General features: G+C 73.1%; 14 protein-coding genes. 11 read left to right on the top strand and 3 right to left on the bottom strand.

The genetic code is table 11. The annotated features are described in order from the left end of the window. Nucleotides 1–122 precede the first annotated feature (122 nt). The 5 genes from pnuC to E6P78_RS28820 are packed head-to-tail and all read left to right on the top strand — an operon-like array spanning nt 123 to nt 4,391. Nucleotides 123–776 (top strand): nicotinamide riboside transporter PnuC, encoded by a 654-nt coding sequence (gene pnuC / locus E6P78_RS28840; protein ID WP_136206586.1) that lies wholly within the window; start codon nt 123–125, stop codon nt 774–776. Beyond that, nucleotides 773–1,852: an AAA family ATPase gene (locus E6P78_RS28835; RefSeq protein ID WP_136206585.1), complete on the top strand. Its 1,080-nt coding sequence runs from the start codon at nt 773–775 to the stop codon at nt 1,850–1,852. The genes pnuC and E6P78_RS28835 overlap by 4 nt, the downstream gene beginning before the upstream one ends. Then, nucleotides 1,849–2,583 carry an NUDIX domain-containing protein gene (locus E6P78_RS28830; RefSeq protein WP_136206584.1) on the top strand — a complete coding sequence of 245 codons (735 nt, stop codon included), beginning with the start codon at nt 1,849–1,851 and terminating at the stop codon, nt 2,581–2,583. Before E6P78_RS28835 ends, E6P78_RS28830 begins: the two co-directional genes overlap by 4 nt. Then, on the top strand, nt 2,580–3,596 hold the full coding sequence (locus E6P78_RS28825) for an ADP-ribosylglycohydrolase family protein (protein ID WP_136206583.1): 1,017 nt from the start codon (nt 2,580–2,582) through the stop codon (nt 3,594–3,596). The genes E6P78_RS28830 and E6P78_RS28825 overlap by 4 nt, the downstream gene beginning before the upstream one ends. 3 nt (nt 3,597–3,599) lie before the next feature. Further along, on the top strand, nt 3,600–4,391 hold the full coding sequence (locus E6P78_RS28820; protein ID WP_136206582.1) for a nucleotidyltransferase domain-containing protein: 792 nt from the start codon (nt 3,600–3,602) through the stop codon (nt 4,389–4,391). On the opposite strand, the gene E6P78_RS28815 is transcribed toward E6P78_RS28820, so the two are convergent. Further along, complete coding sequence (locus tag E6P78_RS28815) at nt 4,380–5,096, bottom strand: nucleotidyltransferase domain-containing protein (RefSeq protein WP_136206581.1); 717 nt, start codon at nt 5,094–5,096, stop codon at nt 4,380–4,382. The genes E6P78_RS28820 and E6P78_RS28815 overlap by 12 nt on opposite strands. Before the next feature lie 127 nt (nt 5,097–5,223). Between E6P78_RS28815 and aroH the strand changes: the two genes are divergently transcribed. The 5 genes from aroH (at nt 5,224) to der (ending at nt 9,687) form a co-directional block, all read left to right on the top strand. Continuing rightward, nucleotides 5,224–5,586: a chorismate mutase gene (gene aroH / locus E6P78_RS28810; RefSeq protein WP_136206580.1), complete on the top strand. Its 363-nt coding sequence runs from the start codon at nt 5,224–5,226 to the stop codon at nt 5,584–5,586. Continuing rightward, nucleotides 5,583–6,668, top strand: a complete 1,086-nt coding sequence (locus E6P78_RS28805; protein WP_136206579.1) for a prephenate dehydrogenase — start codon at nt 5,583–5,585, stop codon at nt 6,666–6,668. The genes aroH and E6P78_RS28805 overlap by 4 nt, the downstream gene beginning before the upstream one ends. Nucleotides 6,669–6,777: 109 nt before the next feature. Next, nucleotides 6,778–7,494: a (d)CMP kinase gene (cmk, locus tag E6P78_RS28800; protein WP_136206578.1), complete on the top strand. Its 717-nt coding sequence runs from the start codon at nt 6,778–6,780 to the stop codon at nt 7,492–7,494. Further along, on the top strand, nt 7,491–8,153 hold the full coding sequence (locus tag E6P78_RS28795) for a lysophospholipid acyltransferase family protein (protein WP_136206577.1): 663 nt from the start codon (nt 7,491–7,493) through the stop codon (nt 8,151–8,153). The genes cmk and E6P78_RS28795 overlap by 4 nt, the downstream gene beginning before the upstream one ends. A gap of 64 nt (nt 8,154–8,217) precedes the next feature. After that, on the top strand, nt 8,218–9,687 hold the full coding sequence (gene der / locus E6P78_RS28790; RefSeq protein ID WP_136206576.1) for a ribosome biogenesis GTPase Der: 1,470 nt from the start codon (nt 8,218–8,220) through the stop codon (nt 9,685–9,687). A 125-nt stretch (nt 9,688–9,812) separates the two neighbouring features. Here der and E6P78_RS28785 read toward each other — a convergent pair whose 3' ends face one another. Together E6P78_RS28785 and E6P78_RS28780 are read right to left on the bottom strand one after the other, a co-directional pair. Beyond that, entirely contained in the window at nt 9,813–10,163 is a 351-nt protein-coding gene (locus E6P78_RS28785; RefSeq protein WP_136206575.1) for a hypothetical protein, read from the bottom strand. 152 nt (nt 10,164–10,315) lie between these two features. Then, nucleotides 10,316–11,098 carry a hypothetical protein gene (locus E6P78_RS28780; protein ID WP_136206574.1) on the bottom strand — a complete coding sequence of 261 codons (783 nt, stop codon included), beginning with the start codon at nt 11,096–11,098 and terminating at the stop codon, nt 10,316–10,318. Nucleotides 11,099–11,778: 680 nt separating this feature from the next. On the opposite strand from E6P78_RS28780, the gene E6P78_RS28775 reads away from it, so the two are divergent. After that, entirely contained in the window at nt 11,779–11,994 is a 216-nt protein-coding gene (locus E6P78_RS28775) for an I78 family peptidase inhibitor (protein WP_136206573.1), read from the top strand. The last annotated feature ends 177 nt before the right edge of the window (nt 11,995–12,171 follow it).

The following is a 12,171-nucleotide window of genomic DNA, read 5'->3' as shown; positions in this document are numbered from 1 at the left end:
CACTCCGGATCTCCGGATCTCCGGATCTCCGGATCTCCGGATTTTCGGAAGGGAACCGGCCGCGGGCCTTTCGCATGCCCGGGTGACCCTTTATAGTCACAGTGACTATTTAGGAGGCGGGCGTGAGTCTCGCGGACATACTCGATCCCCTGCAGCGACCCCTGGTGACGGTCCTGGACACCCCGGTCAGCTGGACCGAGGTGCTGGGTTTCGGCAGCGGGGCGCTGTGCGTCTGGCTCGTGGCCCGCCAGCACCTCGCCAACTGGCCGATCGGCATCGCCAACAACCTCTTCTTCATCCTGCTGTTCACCCAGTCCGGCCTGTACGCCGACGCCGGACTCCAGATCGTCTTCATCGCCCTCGCCGCGTACGGCTGGTGGACCTGGACCCACGGGGGTGGACCAGGGACGGACGGGCTGCCGGTGCGGCGCACGACGCGCACCGAGTGGACCGGGCTGCTCGCGGCGGGGGCGGTGGGGACCGTCGCGCTTACCGTCCTGCTCGACCGGGCGACCGACTCGACGGTTCCGTTCTGGGACGCCCTGACCACCGCGCTGTCGCTGGCGGCGACCTACGGGCAGTGCCGCAAGCTGGTCGAGTCGTGGTGGCTGTGGATCGCCGCCGACATCGTGTACATCCCGCTGTACGCGTACAAGGAGCTCTACCTGACCTCGCTGCTGTACGTCGGCTTCCTGACGCTGTGCCTGATCGGCCTGCGCAACTGGCGGCGCGACCTCGCCGCCCCCACCCCGCGACCCGCGAAGGCCCTGGCATGAAACGCTTCCCGCACGGACTCGTGCTCGGCAAGTTCTACCCGCCGCACGCCGGCCACCACCACCTCGTCCGCGCCGCCCGGGCCCGCTGCGAGCGGCTGACCGTACTGGTCTGCGCCGCCTCGGTGGAGTCCGTACCGCTCGCTGACCGGGTCGCCTGGATGCGGGAGGCGCACCCGGACGTGACGGTGGTCGGGGCCATGGACGACACCCGCATGGATCTCCACGACCCGGCGATCTGGGACGCCCACATGGCGGTCTTCACCGGGGCGGTGCCCGAGCGGGTGGACGCCGTCTTCACCTCGGAGTCGTACGGGGACGAGCTGGCCCGCCGCTTCGGCGCCGAGTCCGTCTGCGTCGACCCGGACCGCACCGCCCACCCGGTCTCCGGCACAGCCGTCCGCGCGGACCCGGCCGGCTGCTGGGACTTCCTCGAAGCGCCGGTCCGGGCGGCGCTCGCCCGCCGCGTCGTCGTCCTGGGCGCCGAGTCCACCGGCACGACCACGCTGGCCCGCGCGCTGGCCGCCCACTACCGGCGACGCGGCGGGGTCTGGGCGCGCACCGGTTACGTGGCCGAGTACGGGCGCGAGTTCAGCGAAGAGAAGCTGGCCGCGCTGCGGGCCCGGTGGCCCCGCGCCCAGTGGGAGGACGTCACCTTCACCACCCACGACTTCCCGCTGATCGCCGAGGTCCAGAACGCCCGCGAGGAGGAGGCGGCCGGAGCCGGTTCCCCGGTGCTGGTCTGCGACACCGACTCCTTCGCCACGACCGTCTGGCACGAGCGGTACGTCGGCGGCCGCAACCCCCTGGTCGAACGGATCGCGGACCGGGCCCGCCACCACCTGTGGCTGCTCACCGACCACGAGGGCGTCGCCTTCGAGGACGACGGGCTGCGCGACGGCGAGGAGCTGCGGCCCTGGATGACCGACCGGTTCCGCGCCGAACTCACCCGTACCGGAAGGCCGTTCATCGAGCTGACCGGCAGCCGCGAGGAACGCCTGGCCCGCGCCGTCGAGGCCGTCGACGCACTGCTCGCCGAGGGCTGGGACTTCGCCGCGCCCCTCCCGGAGCACCGGTGAGCGCCGCCGCCCCCGAGGGCTACGATCCGCACGCCTTCGAACCGTTCGCCGTCACCGTCGACCTGGCCGTCTTCACGGTCCGCGACTCCCGGCTGCACGTCCTGCTCGTCGAACGCGGCGAGGAACCGTACAAGGGCCACTGGGCGCTGCCCGGCGGCTTCGTCCTGCCCCGCGAGTCCGCCGGCGTCGCCGCCCGCCGGGAACTGGCCGAGGAGACCGGGCTGAGCGGCGACACCGTCTCGGGCCTCCACCTGGAACAGCTGCGCACCTACAGCGACCCGGACCGCGACCCCCGGATGCGCGTCGTCTCCGTCGCCTACACCGCGCTCGTCCCCGACCTGCCCGAACCGCGCGGCGGCGGCGACGCGGCGGGCGCCCGGTGGTGGGACACCGGCCGGACCGGCCCCCTCGCCTTCGACCACGACCGCATCCTCACCGACGCCCGCGACCGCATCGGGGCCAAGCTCGAATACAGCTGCCTGGCCACCGCCTTCTGCCCGCCCGCCTTCACCCTGGGCGAGCTCCAGCAGGTGTACGAGACGGTCTGGGGCGTCGAGCTGGACCGGCCCAACTTCCGCCGCAAGGTCCTCGCCACCCCCGGCTTCGTCCAGCCCGCCGAAGGGGCGCCACGCCGGACCGGCGGACGCGGGAAGCCGGCCGCCCTCTACCGGGCGGGCGACGCCACCGCCCTGCACCCCCCGCTGCTGCGACCCGAAGGACGGAACACATGACCACGACCCGCACACCGAGGGCGGCCACCGGCGCGCTGACCGGGCTCGCGCTCGGCGACGCACTCGGTTTCCCGACCGAGTTCAACGACGTGCCGTCGATCCTCGCCAAGTGCGGGCCCTGGCGCGGGATGGAGCTGCCGGAACCCGCCTTCGTCACCGACGACACGCAGATGACCCTCGCGCTGGGCCGCGGCATCCGCACCGCCATGGACAGCGGGCTGCTCACCCCGGAGCGGCTGGTGGACCCGGTGCGCGCCGAGTTCGTCGCCTGGTACCACTCGCCCGACAACAACCGCGCCCCCGGCCGCACCTGCCTGGAAGCCTGCGAACTGCTCGACGGCGACCGTGTCTGGCAGGAGGCGAGCCAAACCGGCTCCAAGGGCTGCGGCGCCAATATGCGCGTCGCGCCCATCGGCCTCGTCCCCGGCCTCAGCGACGAACAGCGCTCCGGAGCCGCCCAGCTCCAGGCCGCCCTCACCCACGGCCATCCGACGGCCCTGGCCGCCTCCGACCTGATGGCCCACGCGGTGTTCCTGCTCGCCCACGGCGCCGAACCACGCGGCCTGATAGGCCGGTTGCGCTCCTACGCGTACGAGAACCGTGACCGCTACCTCACCCGGTGGCTCGGCGACCTGTGGCGCTACACCCACGACGCCTCGCCCGAAGCGTTCATCAGCCGGGGCTGGGACGAGTGCCTGGCCGCGCTGGCCACCGTCCAGGACGCCCTGCGCGACCCGTCGCCGGAGACCGACCCGTGCGAGCGGACCGGGGACGGCTGGATCGCCGAGGAGGCCCTTGCCACGGCCCTGCACTGCTTCCTGCTCTTCCCCGGCGAACCCGTCACCGCCCTGCGCCGGGCCGCCTGCACCCGGGGCGACTCGGACTCGATCGCCTGCCTGACCGGCGCGCTGGCCGGCGCGCACCTGGGGGCCGAGGCATGGCCCGACGCGTGGTCGGAGCGGATCGAGTACCGGAGCGACCTGCTGTCGCTCGGGGCCCTCTGGGACGCTTGAGCCATGCCTTCGCACGCCACACTCCTCCATGAGGCCGGTCTGCCGGTCACCGACCTCGGCCCGGTCCTCGCCGGGGAACGCCACCCGCTGCCGTTCGCCACGGTCTCCGGGGCCCATCTGTACGGGTTCCCGTCCCGGGACTCGGACGTGGACCTGCGCGGGGTCCATCTGCTGCCCGCCGAGGACCTCCTCGGGCTCCATGAGCCCGAGGAGACCAGCTCGCGGATGTGGGACCGGGACGGGGTGGAGATGGACCTCGTCACCCATGATCTGCGCAAGTTCGTCCGGCTGATGCTGAAGCCCAACGGCTATGTGCTGGAGCAGTTGCTCTCGCCGCTGGTCGTGCACACGACCGCGCTGCACACCGAACTGATCTCCCTCGCACCGGACGTCCTCACCCGCAACCACGCCCACCATTACCGGGGTTTCGCCAACACCCAGTGGCGGCTCTTCGAGCGGACCGGCGAGCTCAAGCCGCTGCTCTACACCTTCCGGGCGCTGCTCACCGGCATCCACCTGATGCGCAGCGGCGAGGTGCTGGCCCATCTGCCGACGCTCCTCACCCATGTGCCGACGCCCGCCTACCTCCCCGGTCTGATCGCGGCCAAGGCCGAGGCGGAGCACCGGGGCGCGGACGGGGTCGAGAAGGCGGCGGTGGCCCGGGACGTCGAGTCGCTGCACCGGGTCCTCGGCGCGGCGCAGGAGTCGTCGGCGCTCCCGGACCGGCCCGGCGGCTTCGACGCGCTCCACGACCTGGTGGTGCGCGCCCGGCTCGGCGCGGCCTCAGCCGGCTGACGTCCCCCCGTCCGCCGCCAGGGCCGACGCGCGGCGGGCGCGGATCAGGAAGTCCTGGACGCGGGGGCGGTCCGGTTCGGGTGGGAGGGGGGTGGTGGCGGCCGCCTCGTCGTTCTGGGTGGCCAGGCGGGTCATGCGGCGTTCCACCTCGGGCCAGGGCACCTCGCCCCGCTTGACCGCGAGCAGGTCCTCGCGGGCCGGGCCCACCTCGATCGTGAGCTCGCCGGTGCGCAGGAGGTCGCGGCTGCTGGCCAGCAGCCGCAGCAGGTGCATGGCGTGCTTCCAGCGCGGGGCCCCGTACTGGCGGACGTCCGCCTCCAGCTTGCGGCGCTGGCCCAGCGCGTAGCGTACGAACGTCTCCTGGGCGCGGCGGGAGAGGAACGCCCCGCGCAGGGAGACGAGTTCCCGGCCGGTCGCGTCGATCCGCTCGACCAGGGGCGAGTGCAGGCACTCCAGCGCATTGGGGTTGGCCCGCAGAGCCAGCTCGCAGAAGCGCTCCAGCTCCCAGGAGAACTGCTCGTCGGCCGGGCCCTCGACATGGGCGGGCGGCTTGTCGAAGCGCCAGAACAGCGGGGTCGGAGCCAGGTACACGCCACGCCGGTCGGTGTCGCTGTCCTCCGTCGCGAGACCGAAGGCGCGCGATCCCATCACACAGGAGTACACGGTGTGGCCGCGCACCAGGTCCTCGTCGGCGGGGGTGTTCATGCGGGGGAGGGTACGCGAGGGCCGCCGGCCGCGTCTCACGGACAGAGCGGCCCGGCGGGGGACCCCGCGGCCCCTCTACGCTGAAGCACAAGCGCACGAAGCGGTAGGACGAGCAAGGAGCACGAACGTGGCGGTACGAGCGGTCCGCGGGGCTGTCCAGCTGGAGCGGGACGAGGCCGGACACATGGACGAGCAGGTCAGCGCGCTGCTCACCGCCGTCCTGGAACGGAACGACTTCGTCGCGGACGACCTGATCAGCATCTGGTTCACGGCCACCCCCGACCTGCACAGCGACTTCCCGGCCGCCGCCGCACGCGCCATCGGCATCGTCGACGTGCCGCTGATCTGCGCCCAGGAACTCGACATCCAGGGCGCCATGCCCCGGGTGGTCCGCATCCTCGCCCACGTCGAGACGTACCTGTCCAAGGCCGAGATCAACCACGTCTACCTCGGCGCCACCGCCGCCCTGCGCAAGGACATCGCCCAGTGAGGACCGCCGTCGTCATCGGAACCGGCCTCGTCGGTACCTCCGCGGCCCTCGCCCTGGCGAGCCGCGGCATCGCGGTCCACCTCGCCGACCACGACCCCGAGTCGGCCAGGACCGCCGCCGCGCTCGGCGCCGGTACGGACGAGCCCGCCGAGGGCCCCGTCGACCTGGCGATCGTCGCCGTACCGCCCGCCCACACCGCGACCGTGCTCGCCGCAGCGATGCGGGACGGCGTCGCCCGCGGCTACCTCGACGTCGCCAGCGTCAAGGGCGGCCCGCGCCGCGAACTGGAGGCGATGGGGGCCGACCTCGCCCCGTACATCGGCACCCACCCCATGGCCGGCAAGGAGCGCTCCGGGCCGCTCGCCGCCACCGCCGACCTCTTCGAGGGCCGCCCCTGGGTCCTCACCCCGACCCCGGACACCGACACCGAGGTGCTCAACCTCGCGCTCGAACTGATCGCGCTCTGCCGTGCCGTCCCGGTCGTCATGGACGCCGACGCCCACGACCGGGCCGTCGCCCTCGTCTCCCACACCCCGCAGCTGATCTCGTCCATGGTCGCCGCCCGGCTGGAGGACGCCGACGAGACCGCCGTGCGCCTGTGCGGCCAGGGCATCCGGGACGTCACCCGCATCGCGGCGTCCGACCCCCGGATGTGGGTCGAGATCCTGTCCGCCAATCCCGGACCCGTCGCCGACGTCCTCGCCGGGGTCGCCGCCGACCTGGACGAGACCGTCGCCGCGCTGCGCGGGCTCCAGTCCGCCGACGAGGACAAGCGGCGCGCGGGCACCGAGGGCATCCAGGACGTCCTGCGCCGGGGCAACGCGGGCCGGGTCCGGGTGCCCGGCAAGCACGGCGCCGGCCCCGCCGCGTACGAGGTCGTGGCCGTCCTCATCAGCGACCGCCCCGGCGAACTGGCCGCGATCTTCGCCGACGCGGGACGGTCCGGGACCAACATCGAGGACGTGCGCATCGAGCACGCCACCGGCCAGCAGGCGGGCCTCGTCCAGCTCATGGTCGAACCCAGCGCCGCCCCCGCCCTCGCCGCCGCCCTCAGCGAGCGGGGCTGGTCGATCCGGCAGTAGCCCCGTCGCACAGTTGTCCACAGGGGTGGTCGGACCCGTCCCGGTACTCGGTAACCTTGTGCGGGGCGGGTTCACGCGTCCCGTCCAGCCCGCCCCGAGCACCAGGAAGGTGTCCACCACCGTGGAAACCGTAAGCGCCGCCGTCCGGACCGCCCCGGCCGCGGTGATCGTCGCCATCGACGGCCCCTCCGGCACCGGCAAGTCCAGCACCTCCAAGGCCGTCGCCGCCCAGCTCGGCCTGAGCTACCTGGACACCGGCGCCCAGTACCGCGCCATCACCTGGTGGATGCTGAACAACGGCATCGACGTGCAGGACGCCGCCCAGGTGGCGACCGCCGCCGCCAAGCCGGTCATCGTCTCCGGCACCGACCCCGCCGCCCCGACGATCACCGTCGACGGCGAGGACGCCTCCGGCCCGATCCGCACCCAGGAGGTCACCTCCAAGGTCAGCGCCGTCAGCGCCGTCCCCGAGGTGCGCACCCGGATCACGGAGCTCCAGCGCACCATCGCCGCGGGCGCGGAGAAGGGCATCGTGGTCGAGGGCCGCGACATCGGCACCACCGTGCTGCCCGACGCCGACCTCAAGATCTTCCTCACCGCGTCGCCGGAGGCCCGCGCCGCCCGCCGCAGCGGCGAGGTCAAGGGCTCCGATCTCGCCGCCACCAAGGAGGCGCTGATCAAGCGGGACGCCGCCGACTCCGGCCGCAAGACCTCGCCGCTCGCCAAGGCGGACGACGCGGTCGAGGTGGACACCACCGAGCTGACGCTCCAGCAGGTCATCGAGTGCGTCGTCACCCTCGTCGGGGAGAAGCGGGCCGCGAAGTGACCGACGCCACGGGCGTGCCCTCGCCGCGCGGAGCGGCGGTCGGGCGCGGCATCGGGATCGGACTGATGTACGGCCTCTTCAGGCCCCGTGTCCTCGGCGCCTGGCGGGTCCCCGCCTCCGGACCCGTCATACTCGCGGTGAACCACTCGCACAACATCGACGGGCCGATGCTGATGGGCACCGCGCCCCGGCCCGTCCACTTCCTGATCAAGAAAGAGGCGTTCGTCGGCCCCCTGGACCCGTTCCTGCGCGGAATCGGGCAGCTGAAGGTGGACCGTACGACCGCCGACCGCACCGCCATCACCCACGCGCTCGGCGTGCTGGAGGACGGCGGGGTGCTCGGGATCTTCCCCGAGGGCACCCGGGGCGACGGAGACTTCGCCTCGCTGCGCGCCGGGCTCGCGTACTTCGCGGTGCGCAGCGGCGCGCCGATCGTGCCCGTGGCCGTACTGGGAAGCACCGAGCGCCGCGGACGGTTGATATCGGCACTACCGCCGCTGCGCAGCCGGGTGGACGTCGTCTTCGGCGAAGCCTTCCAGGCGGGCGACGGCAGCGGCAGGCGTACGCGTAAGGCGCTCGACGAGGCCACGCTGCGCATCCGGGCCCGGCTGACCGGCCACCTGGAGCACGCCGGGCGCCTCACCGGGCGCACCGGGTAAGACTTGAGTAGTGGAGCGCGCGCTGCGTGGTCCATCGATGATGATGCAAAGAGGAACGGACTTCATGAACGACCAGATTCACTCCGGCGGCTCGGACCACGAGCACGGAGAGCTTGGCGATGCCGAGTACGCGGAGTTCATGGAGCTCGCCGCGCAGGAGGGGTTCGACCCCGAGGACGTCGAGGGTGCGATCGGTGAGGCCGGTCACGGACCGCTTCCCGTCCTCGCCGTCGTCGGCCGCCCCAACGTCGGCAAGTCGACCCTCGTGAACCGGATCATCGGCCGCCGCGAGGCCGTCGTCCAGGACAAGCCGGGCGTCACCCGCGACCGCGTCACCTACGAGGCCGAGTGGGCCGGACGCCGCTTCAAGGTCGTCGACACCGGCGGCTGGGAGCAGGACGTCCTCGGTCTGGACGCCTCCGTCGCAGCCCAGGCCGAGTACGCGATCGAGACGGCCGACGCGGTCGTCTTCGTGGTCGACTCCACCGTCGGCGCCACCGACACCGACGAGGCCGTCGTCAAGCTGCTGCGCCGGGCCGGCAAGCCCGTCGTGCTGTGCGCCAACAAGGTCGACGGACAGAGCGGCGAGGCCGACGCCACCGCGCTGTGGTCGCTCGGCCTCGGCCAGCCGCACCCGGTTTCCTCGCTGCACGGCCGCGGCACCGGCGACATGCTGGACGCCGTGCTGGAGGCCCTCCCCGAGGCGCCCGCCCAGACCTTCGGCACGGCCGTCGGCGGCCCCCGGCGCATCGCGCTCATCGGCCGCCCGAACGTCGGCAAGTCCTCCCTGCTGAACAAGGTGGCGAACGAGGACCGCGTCGTCGTCAACGAGTTGGCGGGCACCACCCGCGACCCGGTGGACGAGCTGATCGAGCTCGGCGGTGTCACCTGGAAGTTCATCGACACGGCCGGTATCCGGCGCCGGGTCCACCTCCAGGAGGGCGCCGACTACTACGCCTCGCTGCGTACGGCCGCCGCCCTGGAGAAGGCGGAGGTCGCGGTGATCCTGATCGACGCCAGCGAGTCGATCAGCGTCCAGGACCAGCGCATCGTCACCATGGCCGTGGAGGCGGGCCGCGCCGTCGTGCTCGCCTTCAACAAGTGGGACACACTGGACGAGGAGCGCCGCTACTACCTGGAGCGCGAGATCGAGACGGAGCTCGCGCAGGTCGAGTGGGCCCCGCGGGTCAACGTCTCGGCCCTCACCGGCCGCCACATGGAGAAGCTGGTCCCGGCGATCGAGACCGCGCTCGACGGCTGGGAGACCCGGGTTCCGACGGGCCGGCTGAACGCCTTCCTCGGCGAGATCGTCGCCGCCCACCCGCACCCGGTCCGCGGCGGCAAGCAGCCCCGCATCCTCTTCGGCACCCAGGCGGGCACCAAGCCGCCGCGCTTCGTGCTCTTCGCCTCCGGCTTCCTGGAGCACGGCTACCGGCGCTTCGTGGAGCGCCGCCTGCGCGAGGAGTTCGGCTTCGAGGGCACCCCGATCCACATCTCGGTGCGGGTCCGCGAGAAGCGCGGCCGCAAGAAGTAGGGGCGGGACACCGCCGGGGGCCCGGCCCGCGTACGCGCCGCCGGGGGCCCGGCCCCGCGTACGCGCACGACGCAGCCCCGGACCGCTCGGTCACCGAGCGGTCCGGGGCTGCGTCGTGCGGGCGGTCAGGCGTCCCGCGAGCCCGGCGGCAGCGCCGCGGGCCGGCCGCGCCCCGCGTGCCGTCCCACCCGCTGCCAGCTGCCGAGACCACCGGAGCGTGCGCCCGCGCCGCTGTGGTCGCCCCCCGCGGAACCCGCGCCGGTCGTGACCGCACCGCCGGGCGCGGAGTGGCCCGAGTGCCCGCGCAGCGGGGCGCGCGAGCCGAAGAGGCCGGTGGCGAAGGCCTGGAGATCCAGACTCTCCTCGCCGGTCCGGTCGCCCGGCAGCGCCCGGAACGACCGGCGGTACTCGGAGTACAGCGCGTCGTAGATCGGGGTCTGGGACGGGCCGCCCGATGGGTCCTGCGAGGGACGCATGGCAGGGATCGGGCTCGGACGCTGGTGGGAGGGGTCGTATGAGTGCACGTAGGTGCCAACGACCCCGTCGGCCGTCGGATGCGGGCCCGCCGGAGAAACACCCGTCGGGGAAACAGCTGTTCCCCTGCGGTGCGCCGGATGCGCGGGCACGGTCAGGTCCCGGCCAGCGGCATGGCCGCGGCGACCAGCAGCCCGTCGGCCGAGGCCTTCTCCAGCGCGTCGCGCAGCAGGTCCTCGCGGGGCTGCTGGCCGATCGAGCCCGCCGGAGCGGCGTAGACCAGCACGGTCTGCGACTTGTTGACAGCGGTCCGCCAGCCCTCGGTGACCTGGAGGGGCGCGTGCGCCTGCCACCAGGCCACCGGGGCACCGCCCCCCGTACCCGGCTGGAGCACGGCGTGCAGCTGGCCCATGGCGAGCAGGATCGACCAGCCGTGCAGCACCTCGGGCGCCTGGTCCATGCGGTTGACCGGGTGGAAGCCCTGTTCCAGGAGCAGCTGGAGGAACTGGTCGCCGTCGCTGCCGTCCGTGCCGGGACGGGCGATCGCCCCGGTCGGCTCGACCACCAGGGCGGGGTGCAGCTCGTCGTCGATCAGGACGAGGCCGCTGGTGATCCCGAGGACGGCCTGCTGGGGGCTGATCCGGGCCGGTTCCGCCTGCTCGCCGCCGGTGATGCTGCGGACGGCCCCCTGAAGCTGCTCCTCGGCGACCTGGACGACCTGCGAGGGGATGCAGCTGGCGTGCGCGAAGGCGAGGACCGCGGTCTCGTCGCCGACGAACAGCACCGTGCTGGTGCGCTCCTGCTCGGAGTCGCCGGGGGTGCGGCAGGAGGTGCAGTCGTAACTGCCCGGGGCGTTGTCGCCGACGAGCAGCCGGTCGGCTTCGGCGTCGCCGATCTCGGCGCGTACGTCCTCGCTGACGTCGAGCATGCGCGGCACGGGTGGCTCCTCGAACTCGGTGCGTGCGCCGGGCGGTTCCCGGCTCATGAGATGACAACGGGTGAGCCGCTGCCGGGGTCACGCGGGAAGGCGAACGGAATCGAACCGGGTCGAGCGGAGCGGGAGGGGATCAGCCGACAAAGCGGGAAAAAGCCGCCCGCGCGGGCCTGTTCGGCGGGGCGGGGCGGGGAGGCGGGGGGAGAGGTGCGGTCCGGGGCCGGGGCCGGGGCCGGGCACATCCGCCCGGGCGCGACCGGTACCCGCTCGGGCGCCGGAAAACGGGGGAGCGGGTTGTCCGCTATACGGTCCCGCGTGTGCGGGCCGGCCTGTCCGATGGTGTGGATATCGTTCCCGCGGGATAAGGGCGCGATAAGGGAGAGCGAATGACGGGCGACGCCCGCCTTTGCTTGACGTTATCCGGCGGGGAATTCGGCCTCGTCGCGAGGCGTATATCCGCCCTCGTGCCACCGCCTTTTACGGCCCTCTGTGATGATCGTTTGCGAGGCTGTGTGATTACTGTGCGTCCGGTTGTGAATCGCACGTTCGGGTGAAGGCGGTCGAACGGAAGACGTGTCGTGATCCTGTGACAAAAGTGTGACCGGTGAGGAACGTGAGGATGCCGTGCGCCCCGGCGCGGCCCCGGCTACCGGTGCGGTGCACGGGCGCCTACGGTGAGAGGTATGGCACCCCTACCGACTCCTCCCGCCCAGCCCGACGACGCTACCGGCGCCTACGTGGGGCTCGCCGCCGAGCCCGCCGAACAGCGGGCCCGGGAGCGCGGCTGGTCCACCGTCCGGGCCCTCGCGCCGGGCACGGTCGTCACCATGGAGTTCCAGGCCGGCCGGATCAACTTCGAGGTCGACGGCGGCGTCGTCAGACGCTGCTGGACCGGCTGAGAGCGCCGCGGAACCCCGTCGTACGTGTGGGGGCCCCGACCGGGCAAGCGGGCAAGGTCGGGGCCCCCACACGTACGACGGGCGTCAGCCGCCGGCGACCGGCCGGGCCGGAGCCGCACCCCCGCGCGGCGCGCGGTCCGCGTGCGGCGGGCGGCGGCTGCCGGCCGGGGTGACCGG

Origin of the sequence: Streptomyces sp. A0958 (genome assembly GCF_004795035.1) — a bacterium.
In the GTDB taxonomy this organism is placed as follows: Bacteria; Actinomycetota; Actinomycetes; order Streptomycetales; family Streptomycetaceae; genus Streptomyces.
Note: the sequence above shows the minus strand (reverse complement) of the source record. Positions and strands in the feature narration are given on the sequence as shown.